Source organism: Pseudopontixanthobacter vadosimaris, from assembly GCF_012979275.1.
In the GTDB taxonomy this organism is placed as follows: domain Bacteria; phylum Pseudomonadota; class Alphaproteobacteria; order Sphingomonadales; family Sphingomonadaceae; genus Pseudopontixanthobacter; species Pseudopontixanthobacter vadosimaris.
The window spans coordinates 15,682-37,709 of record NZ_JABASZ010000009.1; the positions used below are offsets into that span (position 1 = coordinate 15,682).

General features: G+C 65.3%; 22 protein-coding genes. 13 read left to right on the forward strand and 9 right to left on the reverse strand.

What is annotated here, in order from left to right:
- Positions 1 to 29: 29 nt before the first annotated feature.
- The 8 genes from HG250_RS01450 to HG250_RS01485 all read right to left on the reverse strand — a co-directional run bounded on the left by HG250_RS01450 (position 30) and on the right by HG250_RS01485 (position 10,381).
- On the reverse strand, positions 30 to 179 hold the full coding sequence (locus tag HG250_RS01450; RefSeq protein ID WP_170002119.1) for a DUF2474 domain-containing protein: 150 nt from the start codon (positions 177 to 179) through the stop codon (positions 30 to 32).
- Positions 179 to 1,174 carry a cytochrome d ubiquinol oxidase subunit II gene (cydB, locus tag HG250_RS01455; protein ID WP_170002121.1) on the reverse strand — a complete coding sequence of 332 codons (996 nt, stop codon included), beginning with the start codon at positions 1,172 to 1,174 and terminating at the stop codon, positions 179 to 181. Before cydB ends, HG250_RS01450 begins: the two co-directional genes overlap by 1 nt.
- Complete coding sequence (locus HG250_RS01460; protein ID WP_170002123.1) at positions 1,174 to 2,634, reverse strand: cytochrome ubiquinol oxidase subunit I; 1,461 nt, start codon at positions 2,632 to 2,634, stop codon at positions 1,174 to 1,176. The genes cydB and HG250_RS01460 overlap by 1 nt, the downstream gene beginning before the upstream one ends.
- A gap of 85 nt (positions 2,635 to 2,719) precedes the next feature.
- Entirely contained in the window at positions 2,720 to 3,397 is a 678-nt protein-coding gene (locus HG250_RS01465; protein ID WP_240956844.1) for a retropepsin-like aspartic protease family protein, read from the reverse strand.
- Positions 3,398 to 3,477: 80 nt separating this feature from the next.
- Positions 3,478 to 4,497 carry an L-histidine N(alpha)-methyltransferase gene (gene egtD / locus HG250_RS01470; RefSeq protein WP_170002125.1) on the reverse strand — a complete coding sequence of 340 codons (1,020 nt, stop codon included), beginning with the start codon at positions 4,495 to 4,497 and terminating at the stop codon, positions 3,478 to 3,480.
- Positions 4,497 to 5,756, reverse strand: a complete 1,260-nt coding sequence (gene egtB / locus HG250_RS01475) for an ergothioneine biosynthesis protein EgtB (RefSeq protein WP_170002181.1) — start codon at positions 5,754 to 5,756, stop codon at positions 4,497 to 4,499. Before egtB ends, egtD begins: the two co-directional genes overlap by 1 nt.
- Positions 5,757 to 5,890: 134 nt before the next feature.
- On the reverse strand, positions 5,891 to 7,264 hold the full coding sequence (locus HG250_RS01480) for a class II 3-deoxy-7-phosphoheptulonate synthase (RefSeq protein ID WP_170002127.1): 1,374 nt from the start codon (positions 7,262 to 7,264) through the stop codon (positions 5,891 to 5,893).
- 144 nt (positions 7,265 to 7,408) lie between these two features.
- Positions 7,409 to 10,381 carry a M16 family metallopeptidase gene (locus HG250_RS01485; RefSeq protein ID WP_170002129.1) on the reverse strand — a complete coding sequence of 991 codons (2,973 nt, stop codon included), beginning with the start codon at positions 10,379 to 10,381 and terminating at the stop codon, positions 7,409 to 7,411.
- A 104-nt stretch (positions 10,382 to 10,485) separates the two neighbouring features.
- Here HG250_RS01485 and HG250_RS01490 point away from each other — a divergent pair, with 104 nt between their 5' ends.
- The 12 genes from HG250_RS01490 (at position 10,486) to HG250_RS01545 (ending at position 19,810) form a co-directional block, all read left to right on the forward strand.
- On the forward strand, positions 10,486 to 11,067 hold the full coding sequence (locus tag HG250_RS01490; protein WP_170002131.1) for a NifU family protein: 582 nt from the start codon (positions 10,486 to 10,488) through the stop codon (positions 11,065 to 11,067).
- A 16-nt stretch (positions 11,068 to 11,083) separates the two neighbouring features.
- Entirely contained in the window at positions 11,084 to 11,692 is a 609-nt protein-coding gene (locus tag HG250_RS01495) for a malonic semialdehyde reductase (protein ID WP_170002133.1), read from the forward strand.
- A 59-nt stretch (positions 11,693 to 11,751) separates the two neighbouring features.
- Positions 11,752 to 12,444, forward strand: a complete 693-nt coding sequence (gene tsaB / locus HG250_RS01500; protein ID WP_170002135.1) for a tRNA (adenosine(37)-N6)-threonylcarbamoyltransferase complex dimerization subunit type 1 TsaB — start codon at positions 11,752 to 11,754, stop codon at positions 12,442 to 12,444.
- Positions 12,441 to 12,908 (forward strand): GNAT family N-acetyltransferase, encoded by a 468-nt coding sequence (locus HG250_RS01505; RefSeq protein WP_170002137.1) that lies wholly within the window; start codon positions 12,441 to 12,443, stop codon positions 12,906 to 12,908. The genes tsaB and HG250_RS01505 overlap by 4 nt, the downstream gene beginning before the upstream one ends.
- 137 nt (positions 12,909 to 13,045) lie before the next feature.
- Positions 13,046 to 13,492 carry a Ros/MucR family transcriptional regulator gene (locus tag HG250_RS01510; protein ID WP_170002139.1) on the forward strand — a complete coding sequence of 149 codons (447 nt, stop codon included), beginning with the start codon at positions 13,046 to 13,048 and terminating at the stop codon, positions 13,490 to 13,492.
- A gap of 93 nt (positions 13,493 to 13,585) precedes the next feature.
- A complete protein-coding gene (locus HG250_RS01515) occupies positions 13,586 to 14,008 on the forward strand; it encodes a Fur family transcriptional regulator (RefSeq protein ID WP_170002141.1) in 423 nt (140 codons plus the stop codon).
- Positions 14,005 to 14,811, forward strand: coding sequence for a lysophospholipid acyltransferase family protein (locus HG250_RS01520; RefSeq protein WP_170002143.1), 807 nt, complete (start codon positions 14,005 to 14,007; stop codon positions 14,809 to 14,811). The genes HG250_RS01515 and HG250_RS01520 overlap by 4 nt, the downstream gene beginning before the upstream one ends.
- A 44-nt stretch (positions 14,812 to 14,855) precedes the next feature.
- A complete protein-coding gene (gene miaB / locus HG250_RS01525; RefSeq protein WP_170002145.1) occupies positions 14,856 to 16,214 on the forward strand; it encodes a tRNA (N6-isopentenyl adenosine(37)-C2)-methylthiotransferase MiaB in 1,359 nt (452 codons plus the stop codon).
- Between the two features lie 189 nt (positions 16,215 to 16,403).
- Positions 16,404 to 17,393: a PhoH family protein gene (locus tag HG250_RS01530; RefSeq protein WP_170002147.1), complete on the forward strand. Its 990-nt coding sequence runs from the start codon at positions 16,404 to 16,406 to the stop codon at positions 17,391 to 17,393.
- Between the two features lie 11 nt (positions 17,394 to 17,404).
- On the forward strand, positions 17,405 to 17,941 hold the full coding sequence (ybeY, locus tag HG250_RS01535) for an rRNA maturation RNase YbeY (protein ID WP_170002149.1): 537 nt from the start codon (positions 17,405 to 17,407) through the stop codon (positions 17,939 to 17,941).
- Entirely contained in the window at positions 17,928 to 18,854 is a 927-nt protein-coding gene (locus tag HG250_RS01540; RefSeq protein WP_170002151.1) for a hemolysin family protein, read from the forward strand. The genes ybeY and HG250_RS01540 overlap by 14 nt, the downstream gene beginning before the upstream one ends.
- Positions 18,855 to 18,922: 68 nt before the next feature.
- Positions 18,923 to 19,810 (forward strand): LysR substrate-binding domain-containing protein, encoded by an 888-nt coding sequence (locus tag HG250_RS01545; protein WP_170002153.1) that lies wholly within the window; start codon positions 18,923 to 18,925, stop codon positions 19,808 to 19,810.
- A 93-nt stretch (positions 19,811 to 19,903) separates the two neighbouring features.
- Here HG250_RS01545 and HG250_RS01550 read toward each other — a convergent pair whose 3' ends face one another.
- Positions 19,904 to 20,368, reverse strand: coding sequence for a peptidylprolyl isomerase (locus HG250_RS01550; protein ID WP_170002155.1), 465 nt, complete (start codon positions 20,366 to 20,368; stop codon positions 19,904 to 19,906).
- Between the two features lie 161 nt (positions 20,369 to 20,529).
- Here HG250_RS01550 and mgtE point away from each other — a divergent pair, with 161 nt between their 5' ends.
- Positions 20,530 to 22,005, forward strand: coding sequence for a magnesium transporter (gene mgtE, locus HG250_RS01555; protein WP_170002157.1), 1,476 nt, complete (start codon positions 20,530 to 20,532; stop codon positions 22,003 to 22,005).
- Positions 22,006 to 22,028 lie beyond the last annotated feature (23 nt).

Below are 22,028 nucleotides of genomic sequence, written 5' to 3' on the forward strand. Positions count from 1 at the left end.
CCGGAAATGTCCAGATGGTGCGCGCCGCTTTACCCGTTCAGCCAGAACTTGATGCCATAGGCGACGAGGCCCAGCACGGCGATGCTCAGCACCCAGATCGCCAGCATCCAGCCCAGCCGCTGCCACAGGGGGCGCGCGTCGCCTGTCTCGCCGCCGTCCAGTTTCGGATCGAAGCGCATCAGTGGTAGTGATGCTCGCCCACCTTGCCGCGAAAGACCCAATAGGCCCAGGCGGTATAGGCGAGGATGATCGGCATGATGATCGCCGTGCCCACCAGCATGAAGATCTGGCTGCTCTCGGGCGCGGCGGCATCCCAGATGGTGATGCCCGGCGGCACGGCATAGGGCCACATCGACACGCCCAGCCCCACCATGCCGAGCAGGAAGATGCTGAGCGCCAGCACGAAGGGGCGATAGACGCGCCGCTTGGCGATGCTGCGCATCAGCGCGAAGAACAATATGCCGGTCAGCAGCGGCACCTGCGCGGCGAAGAGGATATTGGGCATGGCGAACCAGCGCCGCCAATACTGCCCTTCCAGCAGCGGGGTGGCGAGGCTGACGGCGATCAGCAGCGCCAGCGTCGCCCATCCCGCGATGCGGGCGATACGGTAGGCGTGGTCCTCCGCCCGGCCCTCCACCTTCATGGCGAGGAAAGTCGCGCCCAGCAGCACGTAGCCGGTGGTCACGCCCACGCCGGTCAGCAGCGTATAGGGCGTCAGCCAGTCGAACCAGCTGCCCGCATAATCGCGGCCCTCCACCGTCACGCCCTGCAGCAATGCGCCCAGGATCATGCCCTGCGTCATCGCCGCGACGAGCGAACCGCCCGCGAAGGCCATGTCCCAGAAGCCCCGGTGGCGCGGATCGCGCCAGCGAAACTCGAACGCCACCCCGCGAAAGACGAGGCCGAGCAGCATGGCGATGACGAGCGGATAGGTGGCGGGCAAGATAATGGCATAGGCCAGCGGAAAGGCCGCGAACAAGCCGCCGCCGCCCAGCACCAGCCAGGTCTCGTTTCCGTCCCACACCGGCGCGATGGCGTTCATCGCCTGATCGCGTTCGTCCCCCACGCGGAAGCTGGGGAACAATATGCCGATGCCGAGGTCGAACCCGTCCATCACCACATACATGAAGATGGCGAAGGCGATGATGCCGGCCCAGACGATCGTCAGATCCATCAGCCCTCTCCTCTGTCGTCGCGGGGCCGGTCGGCGGGGAAGGTGTCCGCCTCACCCGGGTTCTGCGACGGGCCGGGGGTGATGCCGGCGGTGCGGATCGGGCCGGTATCGCCGCGCTTCACGCCCGTTTCATCGTCATGCGGGATGTTGTGCATCAGCTTCATTATGTACCAGGTGCCGATGCCGAACACGGCGAAATAGACGATGACGAACGCCAGCAGCGATGTCGCAACGGCAGGCGCGTCGAGCGGGCTGGCGCTGTCCGCCGTGCGCATCAGATTATACACGGTGAAAGGCTGCCGCCCCACCTCGGTCGTGATCCAGCCCGCGATGACGGCGACGAAGCCCGACGGCCCCATCACCAGCGCCGCGCGGTGCAGCCAGGTCCAGTCATACAGCCTTCCCCGCCAGCGCGCGAGCAGGCTCCACATGCCGAGGCCGAGCATGGCGAAGCCGATGCCGACCATCACGCGGAACGACCAGAACACGATGCCCACCGGCGGTTCGTCTTCGTCCGGGATAGTGTCCAGCCCGGCGAGCGGTGCGTTCGGATCGTGCTTCAGGATCAGCGATGATACTTTGGGAATCTCGAGTTTGTAGCGCACTTCCTTCGCCTCGCTGTCGGGGATGCCGAACAGGATCAGCGGTGCGCCTTCCGGGTGGCTGTCGTAATGGCCTTCCATCGCCATGACCTTCTGCGGCTGGTGTTCCAGCGTGTTCAACCCGTGCATGTCGCCGGCGAAGATCTGGATCGGCGCGACCAGCGCGGCCATCCACATCGCCATGGAGAACATCTTGCGCGCATGGGCATTGGCGGAATTGCGCAGCAGGTGCCACGCCCCCACCCCGCCGACGACGAAGGCCGTGGTCAGATAGGCGGCGATGACCGTGTGGACGAGCCGGTAGGGGAAGCTGGGGTTGAAGATGATGTCCAGCCAGCTGCCGCCCGGCAGGAACTGGCCATTGTCGCCCATGACGAATCCGGTCGGCGTCTGCATCCAGCTGTTGACCGACAATATCCAGAAGGCGGAGACGAAGGTGCCCAGCGCGACGAGGCAGGTGGCGGCGAAATGGAGTTTCTTGCCCACGCGGTTCATGCCGAACAGCATGACGCCGAGGAAACCAGCCTCGAGGAAGAAGGCCGTCAGCACCTCGTAAGCCATCAGCGGCCCGATCACCGGCCCGGCGCGGTCGGAAAAGACCGACCAGTTGGTGCCGAACTGGTAGGACATCACGATGCCAGACACGACGCCCATGGCAAAGGCGACGGCGAAAACCTTCAGCCAATATTTGAACAGGTCGAGATAGAGCGGTTTGCCGGTTTTCAGCCACAGCCCCTCCAGCACCATCAGGAAGCTTGCCAGCCCGATCGAAAAGGCGGGAAAGATGAAGTGGAAGCTGATCGTGAAGGCGAATTGAATTCTCGCCAGCGTCAGTGCGTCGAGAGCGTCTATCGTCATGACAGCACCCTATCGCAGACATTGCGTTCTTGCGACTCCCCTTCGCGCAAGCCATGATGCGATCCATGCAACATGGCGCGGGCGCTCAGCCCACGGGTGCGGGGTCTTTCGGAACGAGGATGAGGACATTGTCCTCCACCCGCCATGATGCGAGGCGCGACAGCAGGTTCATGCCGATCACGTTGGTTTCGCCAAGGTTCGGGGCGATCACCGCGTCGAGACCCGTGGCCGAGACATTGCCGAAGCGCATCTCGTCGATGGTGGTCAGCGATGCGCCGATGGTGCCATTGGCGGTCTGCACCCGCACCGGGATGCCGCCGGTGCGGGGCTGAAGCCCGGCGGCCTGGGCCACGCCCGAAGACACCGCCGTCAGCGTCGCGCCGGTATCGACGAGGAAATCGGCGGGGGCGCCGTTCAGTTCGGCTCGCAGCCAGAAATGGCCGTCAGGGGCCAGCGGTACGCGGGTTTCGCCGCCTTCCACCACTTGCCCCGGCAGGCCCATCTGCGGCACGGCGAAGTCGAGGCGGGAATCGAAGCGCGCCATCTGCAGCACGACGGTGACCAGCACGCCGACGAGGAACAGGGTGCTCGCACCCCGGACCAGCCCGCCCAGGGGAATGCGGCGGCGGACCATCAGCGATCCGAGCCAGCCCACCGCCATGGCGGCAAGCGCCATCATCAGCAGGCCGGATTGCGGTATCTGCGCGATGATCTCGCCCGCCTCGGCGAACATCTGCGCGAAATCGATCTGCGGGCCGTCCATGCCCCTCATATAGGGGCCGTGACCTTGCCGGTCCATGAGCGGCTGGTGAATTGCCTGCGTTCAAGCGCTCTCGGCAGCGTTCAGGGCGCGCTGCGCAGCACGGATGCTTCGGCCAGGATGACGGAGAAACGCTTCTCGCCATCCGTCCAGCGGCAGGTGGGCGTCCATCCGCCGGCCTGCAGCAGGGCGTAGGAGGACCGCCGCGTAAATTTGTGGCTGTTCTCGGTATGGATGCTCTCGCCTTCGCGCATGGAGAAGGTTTCGCCCGAAACGGTGAAGGTGATGTCGCGCGTGGTGCGCAGATGCATCTCGATGCGGGCGAAATCGTCGTTCCAGCGCGCTTCGTGCCGCAGGGCGTCCAGCGGAATATCGCCGCCGAGTTCCCGGTTGATGCGGCGGGCGAGGTTCAGGTTGAATGCGCCGGTCACGCCTGCGGCATCGTCATAGGCGGCTTCCAGAACGGAAACGTCTTTCACCAGGTCCATGCCGATGAGCAGCATCGGGCGGGCTGCTGCCGTTGCGGCATCCTGCGCATCATCCGCAGACAGCGTATCGCGCATGGACCGCAGCAGGTCGACCGCCGTACGCGGCACCATGTTGCCGATGGTCGAACCGGGGAAGAAGCCCAGTTTCGGCAACGTTTTCGCGGGCTGCGGCAGGTGCACGGTCCGGGTGAAATCACCCTCCACCGGAAAGATCGGCAGGTCGGGAAATCCTTGCGCCAGATCCTCGGCAGCGGCGCGCAGGAAATCGCCCGCAATGTCGAGCGGCACATAGGCGGCGGGGTCGATCGCGCGCAGCAGCAGCGGCGTCTTCACCGAACTGCCCGATCCGAATTCGACCACGGCACGGCCCTTGCCCATGGCGGCGGCGAATTCGGGCCCTCGCGTGTTCAGGATCTCGGTTTCGGCGCGGGTCGGGTAATATTCCGCGACCTGGGTGATATCCTCGAACAATTGCGACCCGGCATCGTCATACAGCCAGCGCGCCGGTATCGCCTTGTCCGGCTGCGCCAGCCCGGCCAGCACGTCGCGGCGAAAGGCGCGGTCCACGCCGCGCTCGTCCCGGTCGACGAGTTCCATCCCCTGTTTCGTAGCCATTACAGATCCCTGGCGAGCCTCAGCCCGGTAAATTGCCACCGCTGATGCGGGTAGAAGAAATTGCGATAGGAGGCACGCGAATGGCCGCGCACGGTGGCGCAGCTTGCCCCTTTCAGCACGCATTGGCCCGACATGAACTTGCCATTATATTCGCCCACCGCGCCCGCCGCGGGCTGGTAGCGCGGATAGGGCAGATAGGCGGAGCGGGTGAACTGCCAGCAATCGCCGAACAGCTCGTCGCCGCCGGCAGGCAGGACATAGCTGCCCTCGTCCAGCTGATGGCCGCCTTGCGGATCGCCTTGACCGGCCACGGCTTCCCATTCGAATTCACTCGGCAGGCGCTTGCCCGCCCATGTCGCATAGGCATCGGCTTCGTAGAACGAGATATGGGTCACGGGTTCTTCGGCCACGCGGTGCACCCAGCCGTAATGCGAGAATTGCTGCGGCCCGTGATCGCCATCGCGCCAGTAGAGCGGCGCAGCGATGTCGTTTTCTTGCACCCAGGCCCAGCCATCCGACAGCCAGAGCGCCGCGTCGCGGTAGCCGCCATCGGCAATGAATTCGTCCCACTGGCCATTCGTCACCAGCCGGGGCGCGAGCGCGAAGGGATCCAGAAGGACGCGGTGGCGCGGCCCTTCATTATCATAGGCGAAGCCGGTGCCATCATGCCCGATCAGCGCGATGCCGCCCGGATGTTCATGCCACGGCAGATCGCCCGCCAGCGGACCCGGCCCGGCCATGCCGCGGCAGGTCGGTTCCGGCCACATGGCGGGGCCGAGGGGGTTCTGGAACAAGGCGTGCTTGATGTCGGTCAGCAGCAATTCCTGGTGCTGCTGTTCATGCGCGATACCCAGCGCAATGAGGCCGGCATGGGCGGGATCGTCCAGCAGCGGCGCCATTTCCCGCGTCACATGGGCGCGCCATTCGCGGATTTCATCCAGCGTCGGGCGCGACAGCATGCCCCGCGCGAATCGCCCGATGCGTTCGCCTTCCGCCTCGTAATAGGAATTGAACAGGAAGGGGAATTTCTCGTCATAGAGCTGGTACCCGGGCTTGCCGTCGCGCAGCAGGAAGGTTTCGAAGAACCAGGTCGTATGCGCCAGATGCCATTTCGCGGGCGAGGCGTCCTCCATCGACTGGATGGTCGCATCGGCATCGCTCAAGGGATCGGCCAGGCTTTCCGACAGGGCGCGGGTGCGGGCGAATTGCTGCGCCAGGGTTTCGCCCGGCGCGGCGACGACATCGCTGATGGCTGAAATTTCAGGCTGCGGCACGGTTCGTCCTCTCGCTGCAACGAATCGCGCCGAGCGTGGCCGAAAAGCGTCTGTAAGGAAAGGCCGGAGACGCCCTGCGGTTCCCCGAACCGGCCATTTCGCCGGCGCCGGACGCAGGATCAGGCCGCGTCGGCCTGCGCCTTGCCCGCCTCCAGATTGATCATTTCCGCCAGCAGGAACGCCAGTTCGAGCGATTGCGCGGCGTTGAGGCGCGGGTCGCAATGGGTGTGGTAACGGTCGGCAAGGCCCGCATCGGTGATCGCGACCGCGCCGCCGACACATTCGGTCACATCCTGCCCGGTCATCTCGACATGGATGCCGCCGGCATGGCTGCCCTCGGCGCGGTGAACGGCGAAGAAGCCCTTCACTTCCGACAATATGCGGTCGAAGGGCCGGGTCTTGTAGCCGCTGTCCGCCTTGACGACATTGCCATGCATCGGGTCGCAGCTCCACACCACCGGATGCCCTTCGCGCCGCACCGCGCGGATCAGCGCGGGCAGGCCGGCCTCCACCTTGTCATGGCCGAAGCGGCTGATCAGCGTCATGCGCCCGGCCTCGCGCGCCGGGTTCAGCGTGTCGAGCATCCGCAGCAACGCGTCGGGCTGCGTGCTTGGCCCGCATTTCATGCCGAGCGGATTGCCTATGCCGCGCGCGAATTCGACATGGGCGCTGCCCTCGAACCGGGTGCGGTCGCCGATCCACAGCATATGTGCGCTGCAATCGTACCAGTCGCCGGTCAGCGAATCGCGCCGCGTCATGGCCTGTTCGTAGGGCAGCAGCAGGGCCTCGTGGCTGGTGTGGAAGCTGGTGCCCTGCAATTGCGGCACGGTGGCGGGGTCGATGCCGCAGGCTTCCATGAAATCGAGCGATTCGCCGATGCGGTCGGCCATGGCCTCGAATTTCTCGGCCCAGGGGCTGCGGCCCATGAAGTCCAGCGTCCACTGGTGGACCTGCCGCAGATTGGCATAGCCGCCGGTGGCGAAGGCGCGCAGCAGGTTCAGCGTGGCGGCGGCCTGCGAATAGGCGCGGATCATGCGGGCGGGATCGTTGCGGCGGATCGCGGCGTCGAATTCGATGCCGTTCACATTGTCGCCGAAATAGCTGGGCAGCGTCACCCCGTCCCGCGTTTCGGTGTCGCTGCTGCGCGGCTTGGCGAACTGGCCTGCCATGCGCCCCACCTTCACCACCGGGCGTTTGCTGGCGAAGGTGAGCACCACCGCCATCTGCAGCAGCACGCGGAAGGTATCGCGGATGTTGTTGGGGTGGAATTCGGCGAAGCTTTCGGCGCAATCGCCGCCCTGCAGCAGGAAGGCGCGGCCATTCGCGACCTCGGCCAGATCGGCCTTCAGCGCCCGCGCCTCGCCCGCGAAGACGAGCGGGGGATAGGCCGCCAGCGTGTCCACCGCATCGGCCAGCGAGGCGGCATCGTCATAGGCGGGCAGATGCCGCGCCTCGTGCGATTTCCAGCTGTCGGGGGTCCATTCGCGTGCCACTGGCCTGCCTTCTTTCCTGTCTTGCTGCGCTGCCCGCAGGTTCTAGCCGCCACCGGGCCACCTGGCAAAGCACCCAAGGGCAAAGCGGCGCGGCGCCCAACAGCGATAATCTTTCATGCGGCCAATGCGGCGTTTCAGCGCCGCTTATTCTGCTGCGGAGGATAGCTCCTGTCCTTTGGGGATCACCGCCACCCGCCAGCCGGGGCGCGAGGCGAGATAGCGCCGCGCCAGGTCCTGCATCCGCTCGGGCGTGGTCTGCGAATAATCGTTCAGCAGCGTGCGCAGCATGGCCACGCGGCGGGGATCGCTGGCCGCGCCTTCCAGCTGATACAGCCAGAAAGTGTTGCCGGTGCTGGCGCGGCTGATCGTCTGGCGCAGCGGCTCCGTCACCCGCGCCAGTTCGTCCGCCGTGGCCGGATTGGCGGCGAGGTCGGCGGCGATCTCGTCGGCGGCGGCGAAGAAGGCGGGCACGTCTTCGGGCTTCAATTGCGCGATGGCGGTCAGGATGCCGCCGCTTTCGAGATCGACCGGCCAGTTGCTCGAAACCTGCGGAGCATAGCTGGCCCCGGCGCGTTCGCGCATCGCGTCCATCAGGCGGTTGTCGAACAACTGGGTGAGGATTTCGAGCTGGCGCGATTCGCGTATGCCGGGAACCCCGCCGCCGGTCGGCCATGCGACGACAGCCGCCGCCTGATTGGCATCGCCGCGATGGTTCAGCACGACCGGGCCGGTTCCCTCGGCGGGAAAGGCGGGCACGCGGGCCAGTGCTTCGGCGGGGATCGGCTCACGCTCGGGCAAGGCGCCGAAGGTGCGGCGAAGCGCCTCCAGGGTTTCCTCGCGGTCGAAATCGCCGAAGATGGACACTTCCACCGGCCCTTGTTTCAGCAGCGGCTCCCAGACTTCGCGGAAACCTTCCGGTGTAACCGTGGACAGGGTGGCGGGATCGGGCGTGGCGAAGCGCGGGTCGCGGGCGCGCAGAAGATAATTGAGATCGCGGTTCAGCACGCCGCCGGGGCTGGTGGCGAAACCGTCATAGGCGAGCCGTGCCGCCGCCCTGGCGCGGATGACCGGGTTCTCGTCCCAGCGCGGCATCCCCAGCTTGGCCGCGAACAGATAGAGCTGGTCGGCAAGATCCGCCCCGCGCGTCTGCGCGCCGAAGGTGAAGACGGCATCGTCGATCCCGAAGTTGAAGCCCATCCGCCGCCCGGTGGAAATGCGGTCGAGCTCCTCCTGCCCCAACTCGCCCAGGCCGGACCCGACCAGCGCATATTGGCCGAGCGCGGCATAGGGTGCATCCTCGGCAGCGAAGGCGCGGTAGCCGGACCCGAAGCGGACGCTGACCGCCACGCGGCCCGGTTCTGCATTATTGGCCCAGAGGATCGCCTTGACGCCGTTGTCCAGCGTCACCTGATCGATATCCAGCACGCCCAGCTTCTTATTGGCGACGATCGTGCCGGGTTCGCCGATGGGCGGCAGATCGGCAAAGGAAATGTCCTGCGCCGCCAGCCGCGCGCCGCCATCGGCCGCCACCTGGGCCGAGAGCGCGGCAGTCAGTGCGCCTTCGCCCGCCTCGCCCGCAACGGGCGTGGCATAGACGGCGCGCGTCACATTGCCCCTGAACAGGTCGCGCGTGTGGTCGAGCACCTCGGCGGGCGTGAACCGCGCCTTCATGTTGCGGAAAACGCTGAGGATCACTTCGGGCGCAGCCACCGCCTCGCGAATATCGACGGCGTTGACGAGATTGTCGGCCAGGCGCGACCCGGCCATGACGCTGCGCTGTTCCACGCCGCTGACGAAGGCGATCTCGAATTCGGCCAGTTCGCGGTCGATTTCTTCCTGCGTCGGCGGCTGCGCCAGCGCATCGGCGATCACGCCGCGCACATCGGCCAGCGCCGCGTGCCAGTCTTCGGAAATAGGGGCCAGGCTGACGAAGGTGGCATCGGCGCTGCGGCTCACGTCCTGCTGTTGGGCCTGTGCATAGAGATAGGAGCCGCCCGCCCGCGCCCGCGATTCCAGCCGCCGGTTGATGATCGCCTGCGCGACGGAATCGAGCAGCAGCCCTTCATTATAGACGATGGTGTCGTCGACCGCCCGCCACGGGCGCATGATGGCATAGGTCAGCGTGCGCGGCAGGTCGCTTTCGACCACGATCGACGTTGCGCCGATCGGCGGCATGTCAGCGGCGGAATGCGCGGCACTTGCATCAGGGGCGACCGGATCGCCGAAAGCGGGTGCATCCGGCCCCTCGCCCGCGACCTGCCAGTCGGCGAAATATTTCTCGACCAGCCCGGCCAGCACCGCCGGATCGGCATCGCCCGCGACCACGATGGTGGTGTTTTCAGGACGATACCAGTTGCGGTGAAAATTGCGCACCGCCTTCTGCGTCGCGCCCCGCAGGGTCGCTTCCGTACCGATGGGAAGCCTTTCAGCCAGGCGCTGCCCTGCGAAAAGGGTCCGCCGCGTCTCCTCCGCGACGCGGTTGGCCGCCCCGCCGCGCTCACGTTTCTCAGCGAGGACGATGGGCACTTCGGCAGCGAGATTGGCGGTGGAAAGCGCCGGTTCTCGGACCATGCCGGACAGCAGGCGGAAACTTTCATCCAGGCTTGCGGGCGTCGCGCCGGGCAGGTCCAGCTTGTAGACCGTATGGGTCGGGCTGGTCTCGGCATTGGTGTCGCTGCCGAAAGTCGCGCCGAGGCGCTGCCAGCGGGGAATAGCCTCGCCATCCTTCAGATATCTGCTTTCGCGGAACACCAGGTGCTCGATCAGATGGGCGAAGCCCTGTTCGGCGTCCTTCTCGTAAAGCGATCCGGCATCGATGCGGATGCGGATCGATACCTGCCCCGGCGGCACGCCATTTTCGCGCACTGCATAGCGCAGACCATTGTCGATCTCGCCGAAATTCCATTCCGCATCCTGCGGAACGTCACTGCCACGGTACAGCCACGGTGTCTCGCCCGTTTGCAGGAAACGCGGTGCGGGAACCTCCGGCCCGGCGGCAGGGATCGTCACCTGCTGCGGCACCTGCTGCGGGGCAACCTGCGCATGGGCGGGGATTGCGAAAAGCGCGACAAGAGGAAGGAGAGCGAGCTGGCGCTTGGCGCGCGAAGGAATTGTCATGGCCGCGATATAGGTTGCGGCGCGCTGAAGTTACAGTGAATGGCGGATATTTTCGCCCACCCCCCGGCCTTGTTGAACGGCCTCCGTCGCCCTACATGTGACCCATGTATATCGAGACAGAAACGACGCCCAATCCCGCGAGCCTGAAATTCCTGCCGCAACAGGCGGTGATGACGGATGGCACCCGCGAATTCACCTCACCCGAAGCGGCGGAGGCATCGCCGCTGGCGGAGGCCCTGTTCGATACGGGCGAGGTCGTGAACGTCTTCTTCGGCAGCGATTTCATTTCCGTCACCGCCGCACCGGGCGTGGACTGGAGCCAGCTGAAACCGCAGGTCGTGTCCATCCTGCTCGATCATTTCGTCTCGCAGGCCCCGCTGTTCGCGGGAAGCGCCATGGGCAACGGCATTGCCGTTCCGGCGGAAGATGCGATGGTGGTCGCGGACGATCCCGGAAGCGAGGATATCGTCGCGCAGATCCACGAATTGCTCGAAACCCGCATCCGCCCGGCGGTTGCAGGCGATGGCGGCGATATCGCCTATCGCGGCTTTCGGGATGGCGTGGTCTATCTGTCCATGCAGGGCGCCTGTTCCGGCTGCCCGTCATCCACCGCCACGCTGAAGCACGGGATCGAGGGGCTGCTCAAGCACTACGTGCCCGAAGTGACCGAAGTTCGCGCAGCCTGAGGATTTGCCAGTTTCCATGACCATCACGACCGACAATGCCGCTTTGTCCGCACAAGCCCTCGACATCATCTTCCGCGATGCGCGCAGCTTCAACGGCTGGCTCGATCAGGATGTGAGCGAGGACGAGATCCACGCCATCTACGAATTGCTGAAGATGGGGCCGACCTCGGCCAATATGCAGCCCGCGCGGCTGGTGTGGTGCAAATCGCAGGAATCGCGCGACCGGCTGGCGGCGCATGCATCCGAAGCGAACAAGGCCAAGATCACGACGGCGCCGGTCTGCGTCATCATCGGCTACGACATCGATTTTCATGAACAACTGCCATGGCTGTTCCCCCATGCCGATGCGAAAAGCTGGTTCGAGGGCGACGAGGCGGGCCGCATCACCGGCGCGGCGCGCAATTCCGCCTTGCAGGGTGCCTATCTGATGATCGCCGCGCGCGCCCTCGGCCTCGATTGCGGGCCGATGTCGGGCGTCGATCTCGACGGAGTGACCAAGGAATTCTTCGCCGATCAGCCGCGCGTGAAGGCCGACTGGATCTGTTCCATCGGCCATGGCGACCGCACGACGATCTTCGACCGCAGCCCGCGCCCTGATTTCGGCAGGTTCAACCGTATCGCGTGACCTTTTCGTGCCGATGAGGCGCTTGTCATCGCCCCGGCGTCCATGGCATCTGCGCCAGCATGAGACTGCTGGCCATAGAATGTGCGAGCGAAGCCTGTTCGGCGGCGCTGTTCACCGCTGACGGAATGCTGCCCGGCGCGCCGCCCGATCCGGCGTCGCTGACCCTGATCGCAGCCGATCACCGCGTGCTCGGGCGCGGCCATGCCGAACATCTGATCCCCATGATCCAGGGCCTGCCGGACAGGGGCCGCGCCGAATGGATCGCGGTGTCGCGCGGCCCCGGCAGCTTCACCGGTGTCCGCATCGGCATCGCCGCCGCCCGCGCGCTGGCGCTGGCGTGGAATGCGGAACTCACCGGCTATCCCACGCTGGCGCTGGTCGCTGCCCAGGCGCGGCATGAAGCGGGGCGGCAGGCGGCGATTGCGGCGATGACGGGTGGGCACGGCGAATGGTTCGTGCAGGCGTTCGCCGAGGATGGCGGGGCGCTGGGCGACCTTGCTTCCCTGACTTCGGAGGCCGCGGCCATGCTCGGTGCCGATCTCGTCGCCGGAACCCGCGCAGCCGATCTGGTGGAGAAACGCGGGCGCGGCACCGCGCATGTCCTCCATCCCGATGCACGCGCCCTGCCCGCACTTCCGGCGCAATGGCTGACGCGCGACACGTCGCCGCTCTACGGCCGCGCGCCCGATGCCAAACTGCCGGGCGGGAAAGCGCCTTCGGCTCCGCAATCCGCCGAGGCTCCGTCACCATGATCGCCGCGCAGGAAGACGATCTCGATCGCGCGATGGAGGTCATGCGAAGCGCTTTCGACAGCCGCTGGGGCGAGGCCTGGACCCGGCGGCAGCTGAGCGATGCGATGATGATGCCCCATACCGTGCTGCAACTGATTGCCGAAAACGGCAACGCACCCGCAGATGGCGAGACAGCGGCAGGTTTCGCGCTGAGCAAGAGCATCGCCGGCGAGGTCGAATTGCTGCTGATTGCGGTCCGGCCGGAGCACAGGCGTTCGGGTCTTGGCGGCGCTTTGCTCGACGATCTGATTGCCAGGGCGAATGAGAACGGCGCGGACAGCGTTTTCCTCGAAATGCGCGAGAATAATCCCGCCCTTGCCCTGTACCGGCAGCGCGGCTTCGCGCCGGTGGGCCGCAGGAAGAGCTATTACCGCCTGTCCGATGGAACATTTCTGGATGCCGTGACTTTCCACCTGACACTATAGAACGGCCCCATCGCACAAAAGGCGCGTTGGCGCTGTCTGAATTTGCATCCCCACCGGTTGAAAACCTCGCGATTTTACCTATTTGCGATCTACCAGCCGCCAAACGGCGGAACAAGGTCGCAGATTCGAGGAATTCCATGCATAATCCAGAACATGACATGTCGGAGATGCTGATAACGCTGACATCCGACATCGTTGCCGCTCACGTCAGCAACAACGATGTTGCCGTCTCCGATGTGCCTTCGCTCATCACCACCGTTCATGCGGCGCTCGCATCCCTGCAGGATTCTGCGGAACCGGAAGAAGAACGCCCCGATCCGGCCGTGACCGTGCGCGCTTCGGTGAAACGCGATCATCTGGTCTGCCTCGAAGACGGCAAGAAGATGAAGATGCTGAAACGCCACCTGATGACCGAACACGGCATGACGCCTGCCGAATATCGCGAACGCTGGGATCTGCCCGCCGATTACCCGATGGTGGCGCCCGAATATGCCGAAACGCGCCGCGACCTCGCCAAGAAGATCGGCCTGGGGCGCAAGCCCGGGCAGAAGCGCGGCCGGCGGAAACAGACCGAAGCCGAATGAATGTTTGCCGGCCCCGTCGGTAATGACCCTGCGGCTTGAGTAGATCGCCCCGGTCCCGTAAGGGTTCGGGGCGTGCTGCTTCCGGAGCCTGTCTTGCATCAGAAAATCGACCTCGAACAATTATGCGCCGAACGGGGCCTCCGCATCACCGAACAGCGGCGGGTGATTGCCCGCGTGTTGTCGGAAAGCGACGATCATCCCGACGTGGAGCTGCTGCACAGCCGCGCATCCGAGATCGATCCGAAGATCTCCATCGCCACCGTCTATCGCACCGTGCGCCTGTTCGAGGATGCGGGCATTCTCGACCGGCATGATTTCGGCGACGGACGCGCGCGTTACGAGGCCGCGCCCGAAGCGCATCACGACCATCTGATCGACGTCGAAAGCGGCAATGTCGTGGAATTCGTCGATCCGGAACTCGAAGCCCTGCAGAAACAGATCGCCGAGAAGCTGGGCTACCGCCTGGTCGATCACCGCATGGAACTCTACGGCGTGCGCATAGACCGCGAGGAATGACGCGCCGCCCGGATGGGGCTGGCAGCGGCGCTGGTCGGGGCAACGCCAATCCGCTCGGCCGACTGCTCGGCTGGGTACTGGCGGCGATCCGGCTCGCAGCCATACTGCTTCTGCTGCTGATCTGCGTTCCGCTGCATTATCTGTGGCGCGCGCTGGGACTGGGGCGGTTCTGGCCGCGGCTGTTCCTCGGCAGTGTCGGCACCGTTCTGGGTTTGCGGATCAGGATTTTCGGCCAGCCGCAGCGCGCGGCCTTGCTGGTTTCCAATCATGTCACCTGGCTCGACATCCTCGCCCTTGCCCGCACCAGCGGCAGCGCCTTCGTCGCGCATGACGGGCTGGCCGGGTTCCCGGTACTGAAATGGCTGTGCGCAATGAACGATACGGTATTCATCGCCCGCGAGCGGCCCACCAGCGTGGCCGAACAGGCCGAGGACATTCGCCGCGCCCTGATGGAAGCTGCCCCGCTGACCATCTTTCCGGAAGGCACCACCAGCGACGGAACCGGCCTCCTGCCGTTCAAATCCGCGCTGTTTTCCGCCTGCGTGCCGCTGCCACGGGCCAATCCGTTGCAACCGGTGCTCTTGGCCTATCAGGACGTTCCCGAAGTGGCATGGATCGGGGAGGAAGCCGGAGCGGATAATTTTCGCCGCATGCTGATGCGGTTGCGCCCGGTCAGGCTCGACGTGCATTTCCTCGATCCGCTGTCCGGTGACGCGCTGGCCGACCGCAAGGCCATGAGCAAGGCCAGCCGCGAAGCGCTTCTGCAGGCGATGGCGGCGACGCGCGGACCGATCCGGCGCTGACCGCAAATTTTGCTTTCACGGACGTAATCGGCTAGCGGCGCGGCATGGCCGAAATCGATATCCTTCCCGCGAACCGCACCTCTGCTGATGGTCCGAAAACCTACCGGGTCAAGAGCTTCGGCTGCCAGATGAACGTCTATGACGGCGAACGCATGGCGGAAATGCTGGACGAGCGCGGCATTCTTCCCGCCGCCGAGGGCGAGGATGCCGACCTCGTCGTATTGAACACCTGCCATATCCGCGAAAAGGCGGCGGAAAAGGTCTATTCCGATATCGGCCGCCTGGAGAAAGCCGGGCGCAAGGCAGGCAAGGCGCCGCTGATCGCGGTGGCCGGCTGCGTCGCGCAGGCAGAGGGCGAAGAGATCATGGCCCGCGCGCCTGCCGTATCCATGGTCGTCGGCCCGCAAGCCTATCACCGCCTGCCCGCGATGGTGGATGCAGCGGTAGCGGGCCAGCGCAGCACCGATACCGACATGCCCGCCGACGCGAAATTCGCCGCCCTGCCCCGCCGCCGCAAATCCGCGCCCTCCGCCTTCCTGACCGTGCAGGAAGGCTGCGACAAATTCTGCACCTATTGCGTGGTGCCCTATACGCGCGGCGCGGAAATCTCGCGCCCCTATGCCGCCTTGGTCGAGGAAGCGGAGCGGCTGGTGGAGGCTGGTGCGCGCGAGATCACGCTGCTCGGCCAGAATGTGAATGCCTGGACGGGCAGCGATGACAAGGGCCGCAGCGTCGGACTGGCCGGCCTGATCCATGCGCTGGACCGGATCGGCGGGCTGGAACGCATCCGCTACACCACCAGCCACCCCGCCGATATGGACGATGCGCTGATCGCCGCGCATGGCGAGGTGGCGAAGCTGATGCCCTATCTCCACCTGCCGGTGCAGTCGGGGAACGACCGCGTGCTGCGCGCCATGAACCGCAGCCATACTGCAGAGGGCTATCTGCGCCTGCTCGAACGCTTCCGCGCCGCACGCCCCGGCATGGCCATCTCGGGCGATTTCATCGTCGGCTTTCCGGGCGAGACGGAGGCGGAATTCGCCGATACGCTGAGCCTCGTGGCCGAGGTCGGCTATGCCGCCGCCTTCAGCTTCAAATATTCGCCCCGCCCCGGCACGCCTGCTGCGGCGATGGACGGGCAGGTCGCGGAAGAGGTGATGGACGAACGCCTGCAACGCCTGCAGGCCGCGCTGCAGCGGGACAGCCGCGCCTTCAATCACAGCAAATCTGGCGAGACCTGCGACGTTCTGGTCGAGCGCAAGGGCCGGCGCGAGGGGCAGTGGATCGGCAAATCGCCCTGGCTGCAATCGGTGCATTTCTACGGCGATGCCGCCATCGGCGACATGGTGCGGGTGACGCTGGGCGAAGCCGGGCCGAATTCGGCGGCGGGCACGCCAGTCTGATCGCCCGTTCAATCTCTCGTCCAGCCTTTGGCATCACTCTTTATTGCGGCGCGATTATTTGCGTCGCTTCAGTACGGTCGCGCTTGTCTTGTCCGCCAACCGCCCTACATTTCAGGCCATTGCCTGCCTGAAAGGATTCTATTGGCCCGAAAAACTCCACCCCACCCGCAATTGTCGCCGGATCCCGTGATGACGCGCGACAACAGGCGCGTCCGGGCGGAGGTCGCCTTCGACGATTCGTCGCTCCTCACCCCGCTGTTCGGACAGTTCGATGCCAATCTGGTGCAGCTGGAAAACCGCCTCGGCGTGTTCATCTCCGCCCGCGGCAACATGGTGCAGGTGGAAGGCCCGGAGGATGCGGTCGCCCGCACCCGCGACGTGCTGCGCAAGATGTACGACCGCCTCGCGCTGGGCCATGAAATCGACAGCGGCGAGATCGATTCTTTCGTATCGATGAGCAACGAACCGACGCTGGAGGGCATCCTGCGCGGCGCGCCCGACACGCCGCCGATCATGATCCGCACCCGGCGCAAGACCATCGTGCCGCGCAGCGCGGGCCAGGCGCCGTACATGCAGCAGCTGGCGCGGGAGGATATCATCTTCGCGCTCGGCCCCGCAGGTACGGGCAAGACCTATCTCGCCGTGGCGCAGGCCGTCAGCCAGCTGATGACCGGCAGCGTGCAGCGCCTGATCCTGTCGCGCCCCGCCGTCGAAGCGGGCGAGAAGCTGGGTTTCCTGCCCGGCGACATGAAGGAGAAGGTCGATCCCTATCTCCGCCCGCTTTACGATGCCCTGTTCGACTGCATGCCGCCCGAACAGGTGGAACGGCGCATCGCAAGCGGCGAGATCGAGATCGCGCCCATCGCCTTCATGCGCGGGCGCACGCTGGCCGATGCCTTCGTCATTCTGGACGAGGCGCAGAACACCACCCGCGAACAGATGAAGATGTTCCTCACCCGTTTCGGCCAGAACAGCCGCATGGTCGTGTGCGGCGATCCGCGCCAGGTCGACATTCCGGGCGGCGACCGGATGAGCGGCCTTGCCGATGCGGTCAACAAGCTGGAGCATATCGAGGGCATCGGGGTCACGCGCTTCACTTCCGCCGATGTGGTGCGCCACCCGATCGTCGGGCGGATCGTCGATGCCTATGAAGGCACCGACGAAGAGCGGGTGTACTGACGGACGCTCCGATGCATTTCGATCTTTCCGCCGATGGCTGGCCTGCGCCCGCAACGCTGGCCGTAGATTGGGATAGGCTGGCCGGCAGGGTTGCGGAGGCTGCGATCGGCGTGGCCCCGGAACTCGGAAATCAACGCCTTAGCGCAAGCATCCTGTTTACAGGCGATGCCGAGGTTCATGCGCTGAACCGCGAATGGCGCGGCCGCGACAAGCCGACGAATGTGCTGTCCTTCCCGATGCTTGGCCGGGATGAACTGCTCGCCCTGCCCGCTGAGGGTCCACCCGAGATGCTGGGCGATATCGCGCTGGCGCTCGGGACATGCAAGCGCGAGTCTGCCGAACGCAGCGTGGAACTTTCCACCCATGTCACGCATCTGTTGTTGCACGGCCTTCTGCATCTGGCCGGATACGACCATGAACCCTCGGACGAGGCCGCCGAAGAGATGGAAGCGCTGGAGATAAAGGCGCTTGCAGCGCTGGGCATCCCTGACCCATATGCCGACCGAGACACGAGCGAGGAGCACCAGGAGGGCCATGCCCGAAATTGATTCTGCCACGGGAGACGCGGAGAGTAGGAACGGCCTGTGGGTCGCGATCCGCAAGTTTTTCGACAGCGACGAAGGCGAGAGATCGCTCCGCTCGCAGCTCGAGGAGGCCATCGACGAGCATGAAGATGAGCACGCCTCCGACGAGGAAGATGCCGAAAGAACGCGGCGGGGCGACCTGTCGCAGGTCGAACGGCAGATGCTGCGGAACCTGCTGCATTTTTCCGAACATGATGCCGATGACGTATCCATTCCGCGCGGCCAGATCATCGCGGTGTCGGCCGATGAAAGCTGGGATGGGCTGATCGCCTTGTTCGCGGAACATGGCCATTCGCGCCTGCCGGTCTACCGCGAGACGCTGGACGAGGTGGTGGGCATGATCCACATCAAGGACGTCTTCCCGATCCTTGCGGGCGGAAAGCCTCCGCCCGCCGACTGGACGGTGCTGATGCGCCAGCCCCTGTTCGTGCCGCAGGCGCGCAACGCGCTGGATGTACTGGCCGACATGCGGATGCGGCGCGTCCACCTCGCCATCGTGGTGGACGAATATTCGGGCACCGACGGGGTCATCACCATCGAGGATCTGGTCGAGGAAATCGTCGGCGACATCGAGGACGAACATGACGATGCGCCCGAAGAACAGATCGTCGATATCGGCGAAGGCATGTGGGATTGCGACGCCCGCGCCGAACTGGACGACGTGGCCAAGCGGATCGATCCGCGCCTGGCCGAGATAGAGGAATCGGTCGATACGCTGGGCGGGCTTACTTATGTGCTGAACGAAGGCGTTCCGCAGGTTGGGGAGGTTGTAAGCCATCCCAGCGGCTGGACCATCGAGGTCACCGAAGCCGACGAGACCCATGTCAAGCGCCTGCGCCTGCATCCGCCGATGGTGACGGAGGCAACCGAGGCCTGATCGCACCGACGCCGGGCCAGGTGCGAATCCGGCTCGACAATCAGGCGGCGCTGTTGCAAATGTTGCAAATGGCCCATCGCCGCCTTCCTCCCCTGCGCGCCCTGGAAGCGTTCATGCGTATCGTGCGCCTCGGCTCCGCGCGCGCGGCGGCCAGCGAACTGGCGCTCAGCCCCTCGGCCCTGTCGCGGCGGATCGGCAATCTGGAGGATTTCGTCGGCAAGAAGCTGTTCACCCGCGCGCATCAGGCGATGCAATTGTCGGATGACGGGCGCGCCTTCTTCGACGCGGTCGCGCCGCACATGGATGCGCTGGCGCTGGCGGTGGAAAGCCAGTCGGAAAATCTGCGGCTGATCCGGCTGCATCTGGGCGTATTGCCGCTGTTCGGCGGGCAGCGCCTGTTCCCGCGCCTGGCGGAACTGCGCAAGCTGCACCCGCGCCTGCATCTGGACATCGACACCGGCCCCCATCTGCTCGACCGGGTGGGCGATACTCTGGATGCGGCCATCGTGCTGATGCGCGAGCCGGATCCGGCGTTCCATTCCGTGCGGCTGGACCATAACCGCGTCCACGCCATCTGCAGCCACGATCTGGTCGCGGAAATCGGCGAGGCGCCCGATATCGCATCGCTGTCGAAGCAGACGTTCCTCATCCACAACGAATTGCCCGATAGCTTCGTGGCCTGGAAAGAGGCGCTGGGCCTCGAAGGGCTGGAACCGGCAGCCATCGACCATTACGATTCGGGCCAGCTTATTCTGGAAGCAGCGGCGCAGGGGCTCGGCATCGCCATCATGCATGACGATCATTTTCGCCGGGCCAGCGACAGGCGGCTGGCGCGATTGTTCGAGGATACGCCGGTCGAAAGCCCTTACAGCTACTGGTTCATCTGCCGCCCGCGCGCGCTGGAACAGCGGCCGGTGCGCCTGTTCCACGACTGGCTGGTCAGTGCCGGACTGTGACGCCGCTCAAAATTTGCCGGTCGCTGGCGCACCCGACAAGAGCCAGCGGCGCCGCAAACAGCAGCGCCGCCGACAACATCAGCCTGCGGCTGGTCAACCCACGCTTGCCTTGACGATCTTGCCGGGATCTGCCGGCGGTTCGCCCTTGGGCAGCGCGTCGACATGCTCCATGCCGCTCTCGACCTGCCCCCAGACGGTATATTGTCCGTCGAGGAAATGGGCATCGTCGAAACAGATGAAAAACTGGCTGTTCGCCGTGTCGGGCGCCTGCGTGCGGGCCATCGAACAGGTGCCGCGCACATGCGGTTCGCTGTTGAATTCAGCCTTCAGATCGGGCTTGTCGCTGCCGCTCATGCCGGTGCCGGTCGGGTCGCCGCCCTGCGCCATGAAGCCGGGAATGACGCGGTGGAAGACCACGCCGTCATAGAAGCCGTCGCGCGCCAGCTCGGTGATGCGGGCGACGTGGTTCGGAGCCAGGTCGGGCCGCAGCCTGATCACCACGTCGCCGGTTTCGCCATTGCCGGTATCGAGGGTGAGCGTGAGTGTGTCGTCTGCCATATCGATATTTCTCCTGTTGCCTTGGCCGCCGATATAGACACAAGCGCCCGCATGTCACCCCGCAGACACCATGGCGCAGCTTGCTTTCGGGACAAGGCGGTTTATGCGAACGGTGCAGGGCACGGCATGGCGTGCAAAGGCAGCAGGAAGGGGCCGGCAGCATGGCGCATGATCCACATGACGACGACCTGATGCTGGCGGATCGGGAGGGGTTGCAGGAAGAATCCCCCCGCGATCCCGAACCCGAACCCGGCCGCCCCGACGACCGGGTCGACGATGAGCGCATGGACGAGGAAAACCGGCTGAAACCGGAATTCGTCCGGTCGGTGCGCGACGCCATGGGTGATGGCGAACGCAGCCGCGTCTACGATCTGGTCGAGCCGCTGCATCCCGCCGATATCGCTGACCTTCTGGAATTGCTGGAACCGGACGAACGGCTGGTCCTGGCCGGCACCATCACCGATCTGATGACCGTGGAAGTCATCTCGGAACTGAACGATTTCGTCCGCGACAACATGATGGGGGCGATGCCCGCCGCCGCCGTCGCGTCCATCGCCGGGCAGCTGGAAACCGACGATGCCGTCCAGCTGATCGAGGATCTCCAGCCCGCCGAACAGCGCGCCATCCTGGCGGAACTGGAGCCGGAGAACCGCGCGGTCATCCAGACGGCGCTGAATTATCCGGAAGAAACCGCCGGGCGGCTGATGAGCCGCGAATTCGTGGCCGTGCCCGAACATCTGACGGTGGGCGACCTCATCGACTATCTGCGCGAGCGCAAGAGCCTGCCGAATGATTTTCACGAGGTGTTCGTGGTCGATCATGCCCACCACCCGGTCGGCACCTGCCAGCTGTCGTGGATATTGCGAACGCCGCGCGGCGTAGCGCTGACCGACGTGATGAAGCGCGACCAGATCCTGATTCCCGACATGATGGATCAGGAGGAACTGGGCCTCATGTTCCAGAAATACGGCCTGATCTCCGCCGCCGTCGTGGATGAAAGCGGCCGGCTGGTCGGGCAGATGACGGTGGATGACGTGGTCCACATCATTTCGGAAGAAGCGGGCGAGGACGTGCTGCTGCTGTCGGGTGCGGGCGAAGGCGACATCAACGAACCCATCCGCGATGCCTATGTCGCCCGCGTGCGGTGGCTGATCGCCAATCTCGGCACCGCATTGATCGCCAGCCTCATCATCGCGGCCTTCGGCACCGCCATCGAAAGGCTGGTGGCGCTCGCCGTGCTGATGCCCATCGTCGCCAGCATCGGCGGCAATGCGGGCACGCAGACCATGGCGGTGACGGTGCGCGCCATCGCCACCAACCAGCTGACGCAATCGAACACCCGGCGGATATTGTGGCGCGAGATGCGCGTGGCCATGCTCAACGGGGTCACCATCGCCGTGCTGGTCGGGGCGGCGACGGCCGTTCTGTTCACGCCGATGCTGGGCCTGGTCATCGCGGTGGCCATGGTCATCAACGTGATCACGGCGGGGCTGGCCGGGGTGATGGTGCCGGTGATCTTCGAAAGGCTGGACCAGGATCCTGCCGTGGCGAGCAGCGTCTTCGTCACCATGATCACCGATTCCATGGGCTTCTTCGCCTTCCTGGGACTGGCGGTGGCGCTGGGCCTCGCCGGCTGAGGAAAACCGCGAACGCTTGCCCG

What these genes read in the sequence shown, in the direction of transcription:
- HG250_RS01450 (WP_170002119.1), bottom strand. Translation starts at nt 179, where the DNA reads ATGCGCTTCGATCCGAAACTGGACGGCGGCGAGACAGGCGACGCGCGC.
- cydB (WP_170002121.1), bottom strand. Translation starts at nt 1,174, where the DNA reads ATGGATCTGACGATCGTCTGGGCCGGCATCATCGCCTTCGCCATCTTC.
- HG250_RS01460 (WP_170002123.1), bottom strand. Translation starts at nt 2,634, where the DNA reads ATGACGATAGACGCTCTCGACGCACTGACGCTGGCGAGAATTCAATTC.
- HG250_RS01465 (WP_240956844.1), bottom strand. Translation starts at nt 3,397, where the DNA reads ATGGACGGCCCGCAGATCGATTTCGCGCAGATGTTCGCCGAGGCGGGC.
- egtD (WP_170002125.1), bottom strand. Translation starts at nt 4,497, where the DNA reads ATGGCTACGAAACAGGGGATGGAACTCGTCGACCGGGACGAGCGCGGC.
- HG250_RS01485 (WP_170002129.1), bottom strand. Translation starts at nt 10,381, where the DNA reads ATGACAATTCCTTCGCGCGCCAAGCGCCAGCTCGCTCTCCTTCCTCTT.
- HG250_RS01490 (WP_170002131.1), top strand. Translation starts at nt 10,486, where the DNA reads ATGTATATCGAGACAGAAACGACGCCCAATCCCGCGAGCCTGAAATTC.
- HG250_RS01495 (WP_170002133.1), top strand. Translation starts at nt 11,084, where the DNA reads ATGACCATCACGACCGACAATGCCGCTTTGTCCGCACAAGCCCTCGAC.
- tsaB (WP_170002135.1), top strand. Translation starts at nt 11,752, where the DNA reads ATGAGACTGCTGGCCATAGAATGTGCGAGCGAAGCCTGTTCGGCGGCG.
- HG250_RS01505 (WP_170002137.1), top strand. Translation starts at nt 12,441, where the DNA reads ATGATCGCCGCGCAGGAAGACGATCTCGATCGCGCGATGGAGGTCATG.
- HG250_RS01510 (WP_170002139.1), top strand. Translation starts at nt 13,046, where the DNA reads ATGCATAATCCAGAACATGACATGTCGGAGATGCTGATAACGCTGACA.
- HG250_RS01520 (WP_170002143.1), top strand. Translation starts at nt 14,005, where the DNA reads ATGACGCGCCGCCCGGATGGGGCTGGCAGCGGCGCTGGTCGGGGCAAC.
- miaB (WP_170002145.1), top strand. Translation starts at nt 14,856, where the DNA reads ATGGCCGAAATCGATATCCTTCCCGCGAACCGCACCTCTGCTGATGGT.
- HG250_RS01530 (WP_170002147.1), top strand. Translation starts at nt 16,404, where the DNA reads ATGACGCGCGACAACAGGCGCGTCCGGGCGGAGGTCGCCTTCGACGAT.
- ybeY (WP_170002149.1), top strand. Translation starts at nt 17,405, where the DNA reads ATGCATTTCGATCTTTCCGCCGATGGCTGGCCTGCGCCCGCAACGCTG.
- HG250_RS01540 (WP_170002151.1), top strand. Translation starts at nt 17,928, where the DNA reads ATGCCCGAAATTGATTCTGCCACGGGAGACGCGGAGAGTAGGAACGGC.
- HG250_RS01545 (WP_170002153.1), top strand. Translation starts at nt 18,923, where the DNA reads ATGGCCCATCGCCGCCTTCCTCCCCTGCGCGCCCTGGAAGCGTTCATG.
- HG250_RS01550 (WP_170002155.1), bottom strand. Translation starts at nt 20,368, where the DNA reads ATGGCAGACGACACACTCACGCTCACCCTCGATACCGGCAATGGCGAA.
- mgtE (WP_170002157.1), top strand. Translation starts at nt 20,530, where the DNA reads ATGGCGCATGATCCACATGACGACGACCTGATGCTGGCGGATCGGGAG.